The sequence below is a fragment of the Nonomuraea sp. H19 genome (assembly GCF_052068215.1).
Classification (GTDB): domain Bacteria; phylum Actinomycetota; class Actinomycetes; order Streptosporangiales; family Streptosporangiaceae; genus Nonomuraea.
Window position 1 is genome coordinate 150,081 of the sequence record NZ_JBQHCV010000019.1, and the last position, 16,975, is coordinate 167,055.

12 protein-coding genes are annotated in these 16,975 nt (G+C 69.4%); 5 read left to right on the top strand and 7 right to left on the bottom strand.

Annotated features, from left to right (window positions below; all coding sequences use genetic code 11):
• Window positions 1–37 precede the first annotated feature (37 nt).
• Window positions 38–3,139 (top strand): BTAD domain-containing putative transcriptional regulator, encoded by a 3,102-nt coding sequence (locus tag ACTMTI_RS35875; RefSeq protein ID WP_441125127.1) that lies wholly within the window; start codon window positions 38–40, stop codon window positions 3,137–3,139.
• A gap of 114 nt (window positions 3,140–3,253) precedes the next feature.
• On the top strand, window positions 3,254–4,405 hold the full coding sequence (locus tag ACTMTI_RS35880) for a serine hydrolase domain-containing protein (RefSeq protein ID WP_305923743.1): 1,152 nt from the start codon (window positions 3,254–3,256) through the stop codon (window positions 4,403–4,405).
• Here ACTMTI_RS35880 and ACTMTI_RS35885 read toward each other — a convergent pair.
• Both ACTMTI_RS35885 and ACTMTI_RS35890 read right to left on the bottom strand, forming a co-directional pair.
• Complete coding sequence (locus ACTMTI_RS35885; protein WP_171074756.1) at window positions 4,399–4,581, bottom strand: hypothetical protein; 183 nt, start codon at window positions 4,579–4,581, stop codon at window positions 4,399–4,401. The two genes, ACTMTI_RS35880 and ACTMTI_RS35885, sit on opposite strands and share 7 nt — an antisense overlap.
• Before the next feature lie 324 nt (window positions 4,582–4,905).
• Window positions 4,906–6,204 (bottom strand): Tn3 family transposase, encoded by a 1,299-nt coding sequence (locus tag ACTMTI_RS35890; RefSeq protein WP_441125128.1) that lies wholly within the window; start codon window positions 6,202–6,204, stop codon window positions 4,906–4,908.
• Between the two features lie 449 nt (window positions 6,205–6,653).
• On the opposite strand from ACTMTI_RS35890, the gene ACTMTI_RS35895 reads away from it, so the two are divergent.
• Window positions 6,654–6,998 carry a hypothetical protein gene (locus ACTMTI_RS35895; protein ID WP_441125129.1) on the top strand — a complete coding sequence of 115 codons (345 nt, stop codon included), beginning with the start codon at window positions 6,654–6,656 and terminating at the stop codon, window positions 6,996–6,998.
• A gap of 409 nt (window positions 6,999–7,407) precedes the next feature.
• On the opposite strand, the gene ACTMTI_RS35900 is transcribed toward ACTMTI_RS35895, so the two are convergent.
• From ACTMTI_RS35900 to ACTMTI_RS35910, 3 genes are all read right to left on the bottom strand, one after another.
• Window positions 7,408–8,292, bottom strand: a complete 885-nt coding sequence (locus ACTMTI_RS35900) for a hypothetical protein (protein WP_441125130.1) — start codon at window positions 8,290–8,292, stop codon at window positions 7,408–7,410.
• Window positions 8,293–8,741: 449 nt separating this feature from the next.
• Window positions 8,742–11,471 carry a tetratricopeptide repeat protein gene (locus ACTMTI_RS35905; RefSeq protein ID WP_441125131.1) on the bottom strand — a complete coding sequence of 910 codons (2,730 nt, stop codon included), beginning with the start codon at window positions 11,469–11,471 and terminating at the stop codon, window positions 8,742–8,744.
• Complete coding sequence (locus ACTMTI_RS35910; protein WP_441125132.1) at window positions 11,468–11,902, bottom strand: hypothetical protein; 435 nt, start codon at window positions 11,900–11,902, stop codon at window positions 11,468–11,470. Before ACTMTI_RS35910 ends, ACTMTI_RS35905 begins: the two co-directional genes overlap by 4 nt.
• A gap of 301 nt (window positions 11,903–12,203) precedes the next feature.
• Here ACTMTI_RS35910 and ACTMTI_RS35915 point away from each other — a divergent pair, with 301 nt between their 5' ends.
• Window positions 12,204–12,938: a LysR substrate-binding domain-containing protein gene (locus ACTMTI_RS35915; RefSeq protein WP_441125133.1), complete on the top strand. Its 735-nt coding sequence runs from the start codon at window positions 12,204–12,206 to the stop codon at window positions 12,936–12,938.
• A gap of 35 nt (window positions 12,939–12,973) precedes the next feature.
• On the opposite strand, the gene ACTMTI_RS35920 is transcribed toward ACTMTI_RS35915, so the two are convergent.
• Window positions 12,974–14,389, bottom strand: coding sequence for an aldehyde dehydrogenase family protein (locus ACTMTI_RS35920; protein ID WP_441125134.1), 1,416 nt, complete (start codon window positions 14,387–14,389; stop codon window positions 12,974–12,976).
• Window positions 14,390–14,490: 101 nt separating this feature from the next.
• On the bottom strand, window positions 14,491–15,267 hold the full coding sequence (locus ACTMTI_RS35925) for a crotonase/enoyl-CoA hydratase family protein (protein ID WP_441125135.1): 777 nt from the start codon (window positions 15,265–15,267) through the stop codon (window positions 14,491–14,493).
• Window positions 15,268–15,396: 129 nt separating this feature from the next.
• On the opposite strand from ACTMTI_RS35925, the gene ACTMTI_RS35930 reads away from it, so the two are divergent.
• Window positions 15,397–16,731, top strand: a complete 1,335-nt coding sequence (locus ACTMTI_RS35930; RefSeq protein WP_441125136.1) for a PLP-dependent aminotransferase family protein — start codon at window positions 15,397–15,399, stop codon at window positions 16,729–16,731.
• Window positions 16,732–16,975: the final 244 nt, after the last annotated feature.

A 16,975-nucleotide genomic window follows, 5' to 3' on the forward strand; every position in this document is an offset into this window, starting at 1 on the left:
CCCGTCTAGTCTGAGACGGGTTGGGGAAGGGGCGTGCATGCGGGTTGCGGTGCTTGGTCCGGTCCAGGTGTACGCCGACGACGGCACCCCGATCGACCTGGGCGGCCCCAGGCTCCGGCGCCTGCTCGCGCGCCTGGCCCTCTCGGCGGGGCAGGTCGTGCAGGCGGAGTCGCTGGTCGACGCCCTGTGGGGAGAGCACCCGCCCGCGGGGGCCCCCAACGCGCTGCGCGCCCTGGTGTACCGGCTGCGCAAGGCCCTGGGCAGCCTGGCGATCGAGTCCGTGGCCACCGGCTACCGGTTGCAGGCCAAGGACGTGGACGTCAACCGGTTCGAGGAGCTCGCCGTCCGCGCTCGCCGGGAGCTCGCCGCTGACCGTCCGGACGTGGCCGCCGCGCTCCTCGATGACGCGCTCGCGCTGTGGCAGGGCCCGGCGCTGGCGGACGTGCTCGACGCCCCCTTCGCCGCCACAGCCGCCACCCGGCTGGAGGAACTGCGCATCGCGGCGGCGCAGGACCGGTTCGAGGCCGGGCTGCGGCTGGGCCGGCACGCCGACATCCTCCCCGACCTGGAGGCGGTCTGCGCCGCGAACCCTCTGCGTGAACGACTGGCCGCCCTGCACATGCGCGCTCTCCACGCCGCAGGTCGGCAGTCGGACGCCCTGCGCGTGTTCGAGCGGATCCGGGGCACCCTCGCCGACCAGCTCGGCATCGACCCCTCCGAAGAGCTGCGGAGCGCCCATCTGGCGGTGCTGCGCGGTGAGCGCGAGGCGCCGAGGGCACGCGCGGAGCCGGAGCCCGGCTGGCTGCCCGCGCCGCTGACCAGCTTCGTCGGCCGCGACGACGAGCTCAAGACGCTCGGCGGGCTGCTGGAGAGCTCCCGCCTGGTGACCGTCGTCGGCCCAGGCGGCACCGGCAAGACCAGGCTCGCTGTGGAAACCGCCTCCCGTCACCGCAGCCACCGCCGTGGCCGCGTCTGGCTCGTTTCCCTATCCGGGACCGACGTATCCGGGACCGACGTCGTGGCCGAGGCCGTTCTGGGCGCGCTGAGCTCCCCGGGCGCGTGGCCGCTCGGCGGGGGGTCGGCGGATCCGGTGACTCGGGTGGCCGAGCTGCTCGGCGGCACCGAGGCCGTCCTGGTGCTGGACAACTGCGAGCATCTCGTGGCGGAGGCCGCCGAGTTCGCCGGCCGGTTGCTGGAGCGGCAGCCGTACCTGACGATTCTGTCGACCAGCAGGGAGCCCCTCGGCATCATCGGCGAGGCGCTCTACCGGCTCGGCCCGCTGCCTCAGCCGGCCGCCGTCCGGCTCTTCACCGACCGCGCGACGGCGGTACGGCCCGGCGTAGCGCTGGACGAGAAGACGGTCACCGACATCGTGCGGCGCCTCGACGGGCTGCCCCTCGCCCTGGAATTGGCCGCCGCCCGGCTGCGCACCATGGAGGCCGATCAGATCGCCCGGCGGCTTGACGACCGGTTCCGCCTCCTGGCTTCAGGTAATCGAAGCGCCCAGCCCCGTCAGCGAACCCTGCACGCCGTCATCGAATGGAGCTGGGATCTCCTGACCGACCAGGAAAGGACCCTCGCCCGCCGTATCGCGATATTTCCCGCACGAACGGGCGCCGCCGCCATCGAAGCGATCTGCTCAGACCAGACGTTGCCGCCGGGGGACATCGCCTATGTGCTCGACTCCCTGGTCGACAAGTCCATCGTGGAGCGGACCGGGAGCGGCTACCGGATGCTGGAGACCATCCGCGCCTACGCCGGGGGAAAGCTCGACCTCGCCGACGAACGGGACACGACGCGGGCTCGGTTCACGCGACACTTCGCCGACCTCGCCGAGGATCACGAACCGCTGCTGCGCTCCCACGAGCAGGAGGCGTCGCTGCGGGTGTTCGACACCGAATACGACAACATCGTCCACGCGCTGCGTACAGCCATCGACGAGGACGACGCCATGACCGCGGCGCGGATCCTCGCCGCGCTGTACTGGTACTGGACGATGGTGCGCTACGAACCGCGCAGCGAGGCGTTCGTCGCCCGGGTGCTGGAATTCGGCGACGTGCTTTCCCCTGACGCCCGCGCCGCCTTCGACATCATGCACGCGCTGGGGGACGACGCGCCGGACGTCACCCCCGACCGGGCGAAGGCACTCATCGAGGAGGGCGCGCGCACTGGCGCGCTGGAGCGCTATCCCACGGTGTTGCTGGCGACGCTCGTCATCGGACACCTCACCCGCCAGGACGACCTGGTCGAACGCGAGACGGCCAGGGCGCGCAGCCGCTCCGACTCTTGGGTCATCGCCTGCACCTTCTTCATGGAGGCGATGATCGGTCATGAGCGCGGCGACTGGGAAGCCGCCGCGACGGCGCTGGACATGGCGCACCACCTGCTGGAAAGGACCGGCGACCGGCTGTTGACGGCCATCGTCCTGACCCAGGTGGCACGAGCGCGCTCCGTTCGTGGTGACCACGACGGCGCGATCGCCCTCTACGAGCACAGCATCGCGCTGACCTCCCATCATGAGATCACTCATCGCATCGCCCTCGCGCAGGAACGGATGCGGGCGGGAGATCTGGCCGGTGCCAGGCGAGACCTCGAGATCGCCGAGCGGGCGGCCTGGGAGAAGGGGCGTCAGCCGCAGCAGATTGAGGTCATGGCCGCTCTGGTCGAGCTCTACCGGCGCTCCGGCGATGTGGAGCGGGCCGACCGAGAACTCGACCGCATCGAGCGGATCGCACAGGAGAGCCCTTTTCTCCCGACCGCCAACGCGCTCGACGGCTTCGTGCTCCCCGCCCGGATGGCGAACCGGCTGACGGCCCGAGACGCGAAGCGGGCCCGCGACCTCCTTCCCGACGTCGTCCGGACAGCGGCCGGGCAGCACGACCTGGCCGCCGCCGCTCAGCGGCTGGCCACGTTGCTCTCCCTCGAGGGAGACCCGGGCGGCGCCGCCACCACGCTCGGCATGAGCCAGGCGATCCGTGGCGCCTTCGACCACGGAGACCCCGAGGTCCGCGAGCTCGCCGCCGCCTTGAGCGTACGGCTCGGCCCGGCCGTGTACGACGCGGCGTACCAAAGGGGCACGCGGCTACCCCGGCAGGAAGCCATCGACCGGCTGGCAGGCGCGGTGACTTCGGCAGTTTGAAGGGGCGCCGGTTGCCGCTTACAGAACCAGCGCGGTCTGTCACGCGTCTATCACCCGTACGTCACGGGCGCACCCCATCGTGTGAAGCGAAATCCCGTCCACAAGGAGTGCACCATGACCGATTCCACGAACGCCAGGCGCGAAGACGTACAGAAGGCGCTGGAGCGTGCGGTGGCCGAGTACGGCACGCCCGGCGTCGTCGCCGAGATTCAGGACGAGAACGGAGCCTGGTTCGGCTCGGCCGGAGTGGCCGACCTGGGCACCGGCCGCCGCCGCGAACCCGGGGAGCAGTTCAACGTCGGCAGCGCCGCCAAGGCGTTCACCGCCGCCGCGATGCTGACGCTGGAGGCCGAGGGCAGGCTGAGCCTCGCCGACACCGTGGAGGAGTGGCTGCCCGGCGTGGTGCGAGGCAACGGCAACGACGGCCGTCAGATCACCATCGGGCAGCTGCTCACCCACACCAGCGGCCTGGGGATCACCGGGCTGAGTGCCGAGATCGCGCGCAAGTATCACACCCGGCCCGGGTTCGCCGCGCATCGCTACGACGTCTGGACCGTCGAGCAGCTGCTGAAGCTCCAGATGGCCATTCCGCCGTTGTACGCACCGGGTGCGGACTTCGCCTACAGCAACGGCGGCTACCACCTCGTCGGGGCGATCATCGAGAAGGCGACAGGGCGTAGCTACGAGGACGAGGTCGACAGAACGGTCGTCCAGCCGCTCGGACTGACCGGCACCTACGCGCGACCCTTCGCCGAGCAGCGGGTCCGGGGACCGCACGCCAGGATCTATACGAGACAGTTCTTCAAGGACGGCATCGACCCGGACAGCCTCACGCCCGACAACTACGAGTCACTCTTGGAAGGCCCCGATTCCGATCCGGTCGACGTCACCGACAGGACCATCTGGGGATGGGCCGCCGGCGGCGCCGTCTCGACCACCAGCGACATGCTCCGGTTCACCAACGCGATGATCACCGGCTCGCTATTGCCGCCCGCGCAGCATCGCACGATGTGGAGCACGGTCCCCACCAGGGACTGGATGCCCAACACCCGCTACGGCACCGGCGTGAGCCAATGGACGCTGGCCAACGGCCGCACCCTCCACATCGTGGCTGGCTTGGAGCTGGGCACCGCCAGTTTCACCATGGGCACCCCCGACGCCCGACGCCTGGTCTCCATGAACATCAACTGCGACTGGAACTGGTACCCGGTCTGCAACCAGGTCGCCGAGGCGGCGTTCGGCTCGCCCTTCCTCCCGCCTCAGTAGCGCCTGCTGACATCACCCGGACATGGCGGCGGCGCGCCGCCTGTCCGGGCGATCCGCCGGCGCACGCAGTATGGCCAGGCCGACGTCTGGGCACCGCCCAGCTCCCTCGCACCCGCGGGCTCCGCACTGACCATGCCCTGCACCGCGTCGGCGAACAACGCGTCGAACTCGGCCACGCGAAGCGGCTGCTCGGCAGTGGGCAAGGTGCAGGCGGAGGGGGCCGTCCCAGGTCAGGGGCGATGTCTTGTGTTATACCTCGACGGCAAACCTGTACCCAGGTACCGAATGCAACCTCACCCTGAAGCATCAAATTCCGGACCGAGCCTTCCCGGATGCCAACCGTCACACAGAGTTACTTACCCTGGTGACGTCGACCGAGAAGGGGGTCCTCGACACCGTCAGATGTCGAGTTGCGAGGGCAGGCTTAGCGTACGTTTTCGCTCCGCCGCACTCTGACCCCCGCGCCCCCGACGCCAGCGGCTCTCGCGATCTCCGGCATGCTACCTGTCGTCTTCTGCGGCGGCCGGGTTGTGAAGCTCGCGAAGTTCTCCGCCGACCTCGGGGCGGTTGAACGGGTAGAAGCCGTGGAAGTTGATGTGCTCGAACAGCAGAGGCAGCACATGGGCGCGGATCTCTGGGGTGACTTGCCCACCCTTGATGCCCAGCGCGCCGCTGTCCAGCTTTTTGACCGCCGCATCGATATAGAGCGAATTCCGCCAGATTATGGCGTTCAGCCCGAGGCCGAGCGCGCCCACCTGGTCCTCCATGCCGCGTTCATAGCCCCTGGTCAGGCGGCCGAGGTTGCCAAAGAAGACGCGGCGGGCCGGGGTGTGGCGGGACTCGCCGATGTTGAGCTGGGCTCCGATCACCCTGCGGTACTCCTCGACGTGGATGAGCTGAAGCAGGTGGAGCGATTTGAAGATCCGGCCGTAGTGGGCAAAGGCGTTCCCGAGACCGGTCAGGCGGCCGTCGGCCATCATCATCCGGATCAAGTCGTAGGCGCGGACCTGATTGGTGGCCAGCGAGCCGGCCACCCGCACCATGTCGTCCCAGTGCTGCACGATGGCCGGCAGCGACACCCGGCGCAGGCCCAGAGTGTTGAAGGCGCCCCACGCGTTGCCGGACCTGTGATCGCGGGTCAGGGTGCCCTCCAGCATCGCAGTGTCGACCCACCACAGCTGGGTGTCGGTGATGTCGGCGTGCCGCGGCGCGAACTGATAACCGCAGATCGCGAACAGGCCGTACACGACGTCGCTATAGCTGCCCTGATCGGTGGTGATCACCTCGGGGTGCTCGGCGGCGTCCAGGCGGTGAATGGCGTCCAGGATGAACAGCGAGTCGCGCAGCGTGCCGGGCACCAGCAACCCGCCGAGCCCCATCACCTTGTCCGAGACGGTGTTTAGCCAGGTCGAGCCGCGTGCGCGCTTGCCGATCCCCCAGTAGAGCGGCGAAGGCCGGGCGTGCAGGGAGCGGACCGGCACGACGAAGCGCATGCCGTCCACCGAGGCCACCAGCCCGCCGCCCCAGTCGGCGGTGATGTCGATGCCCGCCTGCTTGTCGACCAGGCAGGCCGAGGCCGCGGCGATGCCTTCGCCGTGAAAGTAGCCCTTCTCCACGCCCAGCAGCCGGTGCTCGGCCAGCGCCGGCATCCCCTCTTTGATCACCGGCACCAGGCCCACGTTGCAGGACCTGGCCACGGTGAGCGCGGCCAGGGTGATATCGAGGTCATCGCGGCGCAGGTGCGAGCCGGAGATGTGGCGCATGCGGTCGAACATGCCGGTCTTGGCGTGCGTCTCCACACACGCCGTACAGCGCCACCCAGTGACCGTCCTCGCGGTGTTCCTCCAGGCGCATAGACCGTGTGATCTCGTGGGGCTTGCCATGCCACTACAGCTCCCTCGGCGCGGCGCCGAGCCCGCGTCGTGAAGCTCCGGGCGGTAACGCACACAGGCAGCCGGGGGCACACTGGGCCAACAGTGGCCCCCTTGTTTAGAGGGCAGCAGCTCAAGTGTCGAATCAAGATCTTCGGGACGTGTTTCGGGACGGCTGTTCATGTGGAAACGCGATCACGGCGCAGGCCTGTGCAACCGTCCCGCAAAAGACCGATTTCGGGACGGTCGCTCGAGCAATTCCAGGGCAAGGGGGGCAGCTTCACGGATCCTGAACAAAACCTCAACAAGGCGAGGCCTAGCTTCACTCCTGCAACCCCCGCTCGGATACGAGCGGATTCACGAGCGAAGGAGACGACATGAAGGCCATCACCAAGATCAGCACCGTAGTCACGGCGGGTGCGTTCGCCCTGGTGCTCGCGGGCGGAACGGCGGAGGCGGCAACCCAGGCCATGACTCCGGCAATGACATCCAGCGCCGTCGTGTCCATGGACAGGACCCCCACCATCAAGTGGTTGTGCAACAAGCCGATCGTGAAGAGGTACATCCCCCAGTGCTCCAACGGCAAGAGATGGGAACCAAGGGTGGCCAAGCAGGCGCGATGCCTGCAAGGGCACGGGCCCTACCTGGGCTGGACGGGCCCTGCGAAGCTCACGTGGTGGGTGCACAAGTGCTTCGAGACCAGCGAGTGGGAGAAGTGGTAACTCCGGGGTCCCAACGCACATCGGCGCATGGAAGCCAGGACACCGCCGGACAGACGTTCCTGCACACCTTCGCCGCCGGGGACATCGTGACGCTCCATGCGTACCGCATAGGGCAGGCTGGCACCGCCGTCGTCGGCAGCAACACTGAGGGGCGTACCGGAGTAATGGCGCACTGGGTGGCCCCAGGGTTCTGAGCACCGGTACGCGCGGATGATACGAGCGGCTGGGTTCGTCACTGATGACCGCGTTTGTCAGTCGAAGCCAACAGCGCTCATGCTCTTTGCGGCACCGTCCCTGGGACGATGCCGCAAAGAGCACTGTATCGGCGTCGCCGATTACCCGTTTTCGGGACGGAGCTAAAGCGCAGCTCAGGCGAGGGTTCCAACAATCCGACCGCGAATGAGGAAGATCACTGCGCCGGGGCGGGGTGGACCTCCAGCCAGTCACGCGGGTTGAACGGGGCCACCTCGCCCTCGTAGCCGGGGTCAGTCCGGCGCAGCTGCAGGTACGGGTGGTAGGCGCGGGGGTCGGGGGCCGGCTGGTCGGGCAGGACGTACCCGGTGATGTTGTAGCTGGGGCCGATCAGGGTCACGTGCTGGCCTCGCAGGTATCCCCAGTCGATGCCCAGCCGGTAGGCCGGGAGCGGGCGGCAGTAGGGCGGGTTGTGCTTGTGGTGGTCGCCGATGCCGTCCGGGTAGGCCAGGCCGCACTCCGGGCAGCGGGTGTAGTCGGCGGACTTCTGGCGCTCGCGCTCGCAGAGTTCGCAGTCGGCCTGGTGCTGGTCGTGCTCCAGGTGCTCGTTCATCTCCCGCTCGTACTCGGCGTCCATGGCGTTCGTGTACGCGAGTTCGGCGCAGTAGCAGGCGTCACAGGTGGTGCAGACTCCGTAACCGCCGCACAACGCGCCCAGGTGATGGCCACACGCCGGGTTGACGTCGTGCAGCTCGTTGCCGTCCCAGGAGGAGACCCAGGGACGCCCGTTCCGGGTGAAGCCCGCGACGAACACCTCGGGCTCGGCGTCGGCCTGGCGCTCGTGGTCGAGGGCGCGGGCGGCCGCGTTGTACGCCTTGCCGGTCTTGGCCTGGCGGGCGCGGATCTCCTTCTTGCTTTTCTGGACTACCGGAGCAATCTCTTCGCCGTCGGCCTCGTCGACAGGGGCTCGGGCCTCACCAACGCGGCGGAGGGCTTGGGTGTAGGAGATCCCCTCGGCGGCCGCGAGAGTGCGGGCTTGCTCGCGGCGGGCGGCGCTGCTGTTCCTGGGCATGGTGTCGTCCTGTTCCGGCAGGGCCCCCACGCTGCCTTACCTTCGCGGATGCACATGCGATCAGCAGAAAGGAAGGCGAACTTCGCGGACCCGAGGGACCTTGGCCGGCGGTGCTCCCGCGTCGGCGTCGGCGTGGGCGGCGGTGGCAGCGGCGAGGAACGTGCGCGTCCTGACTCCCAGATAGAAACATAGCGCGTCGAACGCCGCTCGAACCAGCTTGCCCGTTTCGCTGAGCCCGCCGGCGCCCTGGCTGTAAGTTCCGGCGACTAAAAGGTCGGGAACCACGGAGGGCCGAGGCGGTAGCGGTGCTGATCAGCCGGAACGTCAGATTGAACTCTCAATATCCAGCGGACAGGCGTCAAGAAGCTCGGGCGAGGACCCTACATTGACGCCGTTCAAAGGAGGCCGGGGGTGTGGTGTTGGGGTACACCTCGCCTGACGGCCAAGGGCAGGTCGCGGCACAGCCGACGAGGGTTCTCTCAGCCTTCAGTTGCGGGTGGTTGCTTCATCATCCCATCGGGGACATCCTGGCCGGTGACCTCACGAAACTCCTCGCTCACCCCGTTGGGGTCCCCGGCGTATGTACGGCGTAGCAGATGGACGATGACGTCGATGATGCCTTGCGCGTACTCAGGCAACTGCTCCCCGGCGATGAACGCATCGGCCAAAGGAGCAACAGCCTCACGGAATCGGGCTCCTTCGACCAGCACATATCCAAGGACAGTGAGGCTCTGAATATAGGCGGGTAGGTGGGCGGCGCGGTTGAGCCCGGCCAGTTCCCGGCGCAGGCGGACGGCCTCCTCGCTGACCGGTATCGCCGCCTCCTGCTGCCCGCTCTTGGCCAGCCAGGCCGCGTGGTTGTTCAACGACATCGCCAGGTCGGGTAGGTAGGCGGCGCGGTTGAGCTTGACCAGTTCCCGGCGCAGGAGGATGGCCTCCTCGCTGACCGGCATCGCCGCCTCCTGCTGCCCGGTCTCGGCCAGCCGGTTCGCGTGGTTGTTCAACGAGGTGGCCAGGTCGGGTAGGTAGGCGGCGCGGTCGAGCCCGGCCAGTTCCCGGCGCAGGCGGACGGCCTCCTCGCTGACCGGCATCGCCGCCTCCTGCTGCCCGGTCCTGGCCAGCAGGACGGCGTGGTTGTTCAACGAGGTGGCCAGGTCGGGTAGGTAGGCGGCGCGGTTGAGCCCGGCCAGTTCCCGGCGCAGGCGGACGGCCTCCTCGCTGACCGGTATCGCCGCCTCCTGCTGCCCGGTCTCGGCCAGCCGGTTCGCGTGGTTGTTCAACGAGGTGGCCAGGTCGGGTAGGTAGGCGGCGCGGTCGAGCCCGGCCAGTTCCCGGCGCAGGCGGACGGCCTCCTCGCTGACCGGTATCGCCGCCTCCTGCTGCCCGGTCTCGGCCAGCCAGGCCGCGTGGTTGTTCAACGACATCGCCAGGCCGGGCAGGTAGGCATCCCGGTTAGCCCCAGCGAGATGGCGCCGGAGCTGGAGGGCCTGGCGGCTTTGTTCCAGAGCGAGGGGCTGTAGTCCGGCATAGGACAGACGGATGGCCACGTGGTCGTGGATATGGGCACGATCGGCGGGGTCGGCCTCGGTCAGCCGATGCTCGGCCAGCCGAACGACTACCGCGGCGATACCGATGTCCAGATCGATGTGTCGATGGTCGGGCAACACCGCCTCAATTCTCTCCAACAGCCCCGGGTCGATCCCGGGCAGGGTGGCCAGCGTGGTCAGCGCGGCACCTCCCGCGTGCAGTGCCAGGTCGGGGCGGACGGCCAGCAGCGGATACAGCTGGCTTTGGGCCAGGTGAGGCCAGCGCCGGGAGGCCTCGATCAAAGTGATCAGCCCATGGCGGATCCACACCGGCACGCCGCTGCTGTCGGCAACCTGCTCGCTCGCGTCACCGGGTGCGGTCAGGAGCCGGGCGGGGGCGGCTTCGGCCCACGGGTCGGCCGGGAAATCGTAGGCGTGGCCGGGCGTGGACAACGCGAGAAAGTCTTCCCCCAGCCGGTCGGGATACAGCGGCTCCAGCACCGTGACCTCGCCACCTCGCGCCGCCTCCAGCGCTAGGGGAGAGGTGCTGATGACCCTGGAGGGCGGGTAGCACACCGCGTGATCTTTCATGAGTTGCCCGGGATGTTCGCGCGATTCGATCGCGGCGCTTTCGAGGGCGGCCATGCCGTCGGCGTGCCCGAGGCGGCCGGTCACCGTGGCGGTGTAGACGAGCTGGCTCATCGCATCCGGCGAGGTCGCCAGCGGCCGCTCCCGTCGATCGTGTAGCGCCTCCCAGTGGTCGCGTTCGCGGGCCAGGAGCACCTGCGAGACCTGGACCGGATCGGCGGGCGGGTCCTGGCCGCTGCCCTCGGCCAGGACCGCGGCCAGGGCGGCCATCTGCACGCTCAGCACCAGCCGGTATGCCTCGTGACGCTCCAACGCCGCCGGCGGTGCGACCTGCCGTGCGGCAGGGCGTTGCAGCAGATCGGCGAACCGGTCGCGGGCGGCGGCGAACAAGCTCTGACGGGTGATGCCCGCCTCGCTCTCCAGCGGTTTCAGCTCACGCGAGGTCGCCGTCACGCCCAGGTCACGCTGGATACGGCCGTGCAGGCTCTGCCACCAGGTGCCTGACGGGCGGGCCAGCAGCAGCACCCGCACCGGCAGCCGCCCGCGGATCAGCGCGTCACCCAGCAAGGTCAGCAGATCGGCGGTGTCCCACCGCTCGGCGTAGTCCACCACCACCAACACCCCGCCCGCCCGCTCCAGATCCGGGACGGCAAAAGCCTTGGCGACAGAGCGGTCACGCCGGTGGTGGGCCGACAGCACCACCCACCCCTCGGCCTGCCATAGCTCGGCCAGCCGACCGGCCAGGCGGGTCTTGCCCTGCCCGCCCGGGCCGTGGATCAGCTCGACCGCAACCTCGTCCTGCCCGGTCGTCCCCGGCCCGGCCCCGTCCCGCCAGGCACGCAACTCCTCCAGGAGGGCAGTGCGGCCGGTGAAGTCGACCACCGCGCTGGCCGCTCGCAGTAACTCGCTCGGCTGCCTCCACGCCGTCCCCGGCTCCGCCTGGACAGCCGGAGCCGCCGGCGCGAGCCAGGACGCCCACCGGTACGGCTCCCCGCCCTCGTAGACGATCATGTCCCCGGCGGCCTGGAAGATCTGGGCCAGCCCCGTCGCGTGCGCGTGCTGGCGCGGCGTTCGCGGCCGCCAGGCCGCACTCACCGCCCGCTCCCATCACCGTCGGCGTCCGCGATGACGTCCCGGCCGCCCTGACGCACCTGACTCCCATCGTCGGCTCTGGCCTGCTGCCGCACAGGGCGCGAGACATCACGGTCCATGCCATCGGAGTCCAGGCCGCCGTCGCCCGCCCCCGGTTCGGGCCGCACCGACGGGCGTTGGATGAGATCGCGGCCAGCCTGGTACGTCCGGCTGTTCCCCCTGGCCTTGGCCACCTGCCGCACACCGCCGCCCCCGGCCCCGCCCCACAGCCCGAAGATCGCCACCCCGAGCCCCGCCGCCGCCACGAACAAGCCCAGCACGCTGGCCAACTGGTCGGCCTGCGCCAGCCCCACTTTCGCGAAGTAGACGCCCAGCGCCGCCAGCGCCGCCACCGCGACCACGGCCCCGCCCCATACCAGCCCACGCCTGCGCATACCGGCATCATCGATCCCGGGAAGGGTCCACACAATGCGATTGCCGGATCACGCGTCGAACATGCCCAAACGTCCGAAGGCGTACTCGCTGCCCCTCGGGGATGCCGACACGCTCCAGGTCGGCGGTCGGCAGCGGTGGCGAAGCCACCGTGGCGTTCCAAGTCATGCGCTACCGCCCCCTGGCACCATCGAGCACCCGTCAATCCCGGCACCGCATAGACGGGAAACCGAGGTCGGTATGCCCGCGTCGGTCAAGTGAGGCGAGCTTGGCTTTGGCTGCCTCCAAACTGGCACTGAGCCCGTGGGCTTCGCCGAGCCAGCCCCGTTCCTGAGCTTCGTCGATGCGCACCCGGAGATTGTCCACGATCTCCACCAGACGGGGACGTTCCCGAGCGTCCACCTGCAGCATCGGGCACCTGATGCAGGCGAATTCATGGTGACAAGGGGCCGCATAGGGGCGGCCGCAGTTGCCGAGCTCGACCCGGCGCAACAGGAAGTGCTGCTGGAACTCAGCCCACTCCTCATCGGTCGGCTCTCGGTATTCCTCCGAGGGGCGCATCGCCCGGCGCGCGCGGAGGAAACCCTGGTAAGCGCGCATCAGGTCCTCCTGGAACACCGCGAGGTAATGCTGCGTGGTCCCGAGGTGGTCGTCGCTGAGCACCCTCTCGTCGGCCTCGACGCCGACTCCTCGCTGCGCCGTTGGATCGAGAAACACCTGGGGGACCACGCTCCGGTGGTGCGTCACCGCACCACTGTCGCCGATCTGAATGTCCTCGTCTCCCTGGCCGCCGCAGGCGTCGGGCTCGCTGTCGTCCCGGGTCGCGCCATCGATCCCCGCCAGCCCGTCGACGTGTGCGAACTGCGGGAGCCCTGGGCTCGCCGCCACCATCTACTGACCTGGACGGTGAAGGACCACACTGGGTCGACGGCCACCGCGGCGCTTGCCGAACACCTGCGCCACGCGGCCGGGTCCGATCCGTCCGCCCGGCACGCGCCCGAAGACCCCGTCAGCCAGCAACCCTTTCACGACGGCTGATCGAACACCGAAGGGTATAAGTCTTCCTTGTCCTGTCAGAGCTGGATGGACTTCGTCTCAAGGAACTCGGCCAGGCCGTGCCGCCCCATCTCCCGACCGATGCCGGACCGCTTGTAGCCGCCGAACGGAGCGAGCGGATTGAAAGCGCCGCCGTTGACGTCGATCTGCCCGGTACGGACCTGACGCGCGAAGGCAATCGCGCGATCCTGGTCCGCGGACCAGACCGCGCCGTGCAGACCGAACGCGGAGTTGTTCGCGATTGCCAGTGCCTCGTCCTCGCCGTCGAACGGGATGACCGACAGGACGGGACCGAAGATCTCCTCCTGGGCGATCACCGAGTCCGGATCGACTCCGCCGAACACGGTCGGCCGCACGAAGTAGCCCCGCTCAAAGCCGTCAGGCGCCGTGTTCCCGCCGGTCACCAAGCGAGCGCCGCCTTCGATGCCTTGGCTGATGAATCCGTGCACCCGGTCGCGCTGGGCAGCGGACACCAGCGGCCCGAGCTTGGTTTTCGGATCGAGCGGATCTCCTGGCACGAAGCCCTCCGCAACACTCTTCGCCAGCTCCAGCGCCTCGTCGTGGCGCTGGACGGGAACGAGCATGCGGGTCCAAGCGGTACAGGTCTGCCCCCCGTTGAGGAAGGCATTGGCCACTCCCACCTTCACCGCAGTGCCGAGATCGGCGTCATCGAGGATGACGTTGGCGGACTTGCCGCCGAGTTCGAGAGTGACGCGCTTGACCGACCGTGCCGCGAGCTCGGCGACGCGGGCACCGCCGCGGCCCGAACCGGTGAACGAGACCACGTCCACCTCGGGGTGGGTCACCAGCGCCTCGCCCACACCCGACCCATAGCCGCTGATCAGGTTCACCACGCCGGGCGGGAACCCGGCTTCGTGGATGGCATCGAACAGCTGGTAGACGGCAAGAGGAGCGACCTCGCTCGGCTTCACCACCACCGTGCAGCCCGCGGCGAGCGCCGGAGCGATCTTGCAGGTGACCTGGTGCAGCGGGTAGTTCCACGGCGTGACCGCCGCGACCACGCCCGCGGGCTCCCTGAGGACCAGCGAGTTGCCGATCCGCTCCTCGGGCTCGTCCTCCTGCAGCAGTTCGACGTAGCTGGCGATGTCGGTCAGCGGGACCGCGGCCTGGACCCGGCTGGCGATGCGCATCGGCGTGCCGACGTCGGTGGCGATCGTCTCGGCGATCTCCGCCGATCGTTTGGCGAGACCGTCGTGCAACCTGCGCAGGCAGTTAGCCCGTTCAGTGCGGGACGCCGCTGCCCAGCCTGGGAACGCAGCACGTGCCGCCCGCACCGCTCGGTCCGCGTCAGCGGTCGTGCCGTCGGGAACCGTACCGATCACCTCCTCGGTGGCCGGGTTCTCGACGTCGATCGTTTCCGCCGCGCCCGGCGTCCACTTTCCGTCCACATAGGTCGCATTACGATCGATCAACGGTGTCCTCCTGGCCCGGTCCTCGTCTGTCTTCTTTGCTCGTGGTGTTCAGGCACGCGCCGGACGGTCACGAGCGAGCGGCGCCAACTCTTCTGCCAGATTCAGGCGGACACACTCATCCGGTCGAGGAATCGTTGCAGGCCGGTCCGCACGCCGTCGGTGGGCACGGTGGCGGCGAAGTTCGCCGCCTCGACCGCCAGGCCCTCGTCGATCGGCAGGTTGATACCGCGGGTCACCGCGCGCAGACACGCCGCGACGGCCGTCGGTGCGTGCCGGATGATCCGTGCGGCCAGGTCCCGTGCGGCGTCGAGGAGCTCGTCTGCCGGTACGACGGTGTTGACAATGCCCAGCTCGGCGGCTTGGGCGGCCGGGATCGGGTCACCGGTCAGAATCATCTCCAGGCCGCGCTTGCGACCGACGTGCCGCGGCAGGCGCTGGGAGCCGCCGAAGGGGGGCGGGAACCCGAGGGTGATCTCGGGTTTGGCGAAGGCGGCGTGCTCGGCTGCGATCGCCAGCGGAGCGGCCTCGGTGATCTCGCAGCCGCCGCCGTAAGCGAGACCGTTGACCGCGACGATCACGGGCTTGGGGAACTCCTCGATCCGCCGCGTCAGCCCGTGACCGCGGCGCACGATCTCGCGCAGCGCACGTTCGGGTCCTCCTGCGATGCTGGAGGCCAGCGAAGGGATGTCCGCGCCCGCGCTGAACGCCTTGCGCCCGGCGCCGGTCAGGATGACCGCCCGGATGCTGTCGTCGGAGTCGATGAGGTCGAGCTGCGCGAGCAGCGCGTCGATCGTCGGGTAGTCCAGGGCGTTGAGCTTCTGCTCTCGATCGATGGTGACTACCACTACCTGGTCTTCTCGCTCGATGCGCACGGTCATGCCGGGGTGCTCCGTTTCCTCTGGGTTCGACCTCCTGAGGCTACGAGCACCGTTCTAGGACGATCCAATAATCGTCCTAGATACAATGGGGCGGTCCCAACGGGTTCTGCAACGGGCAGCAGGTGTGCCATGCGACCGTCGTCCTACAAGGCCGTTGTTCACGAGTTCGCGTCAGCCATCCGCTCCGGGGCGCTCCCGGCTGGCGCCCGGCTCCCGACCCACCGGGCTCTCGCGCGCGAGCGGCGGATCGCGCTGGCCACGGCCACCCGGGTCTACGCCGAACTCGCCGCCCTGGGCCTGGTCGCGGGAGAGCCGGGCCGGGGAACGTTCGTCCGGGTGCGGTCCGGCTACGACGGGCTCGAACCGTCGCGCACTCTGCCGGTGCCCCGGGTGGCGGACCTGTCGTTCAACCAGCCCCTGGCCCCCGGGCAGGCCGACCTGCTGCGGCAGGCCCTGCGCACGATGGCGGTGTCGGGAGACGTCGAGGCGCTGCTGCGCCAGCACCCGCCGGGCGGACACCGCCACGACCGGGCGGTTGTGGCCACCTACTTGCTGGGGCGGGGGATCGACACGGTGCCGCGCAACGTCCTGCTGACGAGCGGGACCCAGCAGGCGCTCGACATCGTGCTGCACACCCTCACCCGGCCCGGCGACGTCCTCGCCATCGACGCGCTCAGCTACCCGGGAATCAAGCTCCTCGCCTCGGCACACGGCCTCGACCTGGCCCCCATCCCGGTCACGGCCACGGGACCGGACCTCGACGCGCTCGATCAGCTGTGCCGCGCCCGGCCCGTCCGCGCGATCTACACGATCCCCACCGTGCACAACCCGCTCGGCTGGGTGCTCGACCGGGAGCAGCGCGACCGGCTGGCCGCCCTCGCCCGCTCACACAAATGCCTGATCATCGAGGACGGCACCTACGCCTTCCTCGAAGCCTCCCCGCCACCACCGCTCCAGACCCTCGCGCCCGAACGCACCTGCTACGTCGCCGGCCTGTCCAAGAACGTGGCACCCGGCCTGCGCTTCGGCTTCGCGGTTTTGCCCGACCGCCATCTGGAGGCAGCCACGAGCGGTCTTCGTACCGCGGCCTGGGGAGCCCCGGGAGTCGTCACCGCACTCGCCACCCGCTGGATCACCGACGGAACCGTCACGCGCCTGGAGCAAGACCGCCGCGAGGACGCAGCCGCCCGGCAGGACATCGCCCGCGCCGCGCTCGCCGGCCTGGACCTCACGGCACACCCGGGCTCATACATCGTGTGGCTCGGCCTGGAGCCGCACCAGCGCCCCGATCACGTCGCGGCCGTGCTCGCGGAGAAAGGCATCCTGGTATCCACCGCGGACGCCTTCGCCACCGGCCCCCACCGTCCCCGAGCACTCCGGCTGGCACTGGCCACACCGCCCCGGGACGAGCTCGGGGCCGCGTTGCGCTGCCTGAAGGACGCACTCGAGACCATCCCCCCATGACACATGCCGACAGGACCCGCGCCCGGGCCGCCGGGCTCCGCGCCGGTACCGGCTCTGCGGACGCCCGCATTCTTGACCGATCTCAGGTGACGCGCCGACATCGGAACACCTTGCCGATCAATCCAGGCTGAGTGACGAGCCTCCGAGAAACCACGTCGCTCACCGGCCGCCACTCGGGCTCGCCCCAGCCGTCCCTGCCGCCACCGTCACCACGCGCCATGCCTCAGATCGTCCCAGACCGGCT

Excerpts from the sequence above, each read along its gene's own strand:
- ACTMTI_RS35925 (WP_441125135.1), bottom strand. The coding sequence starts at position 15,267 with ATGACCGTGCGCATCGAGCGAGAAGACCAGGTAGTGGTAGTCACCATC.
- ACTMTI_RS35895 (WP_441125129.1), top strand. The coding sequence starts at position 6,654 with ATGAAGGCCATCACCAAGATCAGCACCGTAGTCACGGCGGGTGCGTTC.
- ACTMTI_RS35880 (WP_305923743.1), top strand. The coding sequence starts at position 3,254 with ATGACCGATTCCACGAACGCCAGGCGCGAAGACGTACAGAAGGCGCTG.
- ACTMTI_RS35910 (WP_441125132.1), bottom strand. The coding sequence starts at position 11,902 with ATGCGCAGGCGTGGGCTGGTATGGGGCGGGGCCGTGGTCGCGGTGGCG.
- ACTMTI_RS35930 (WP_441125136.1), top strand. The coding sequence starts at position 15,397 with ATGCGACCGTCGTCCTACAAGGCCGTTGTTCACGAGTTCGCGTCAGCC.
- ACTMTI_RS35875 (WP_441125127.1), top strand. The coding sequence starts at position 38 with ATGCGGGTTGCGGTGCTTGGTCCGGTCCAGGTGTACGCCGACGACGGC.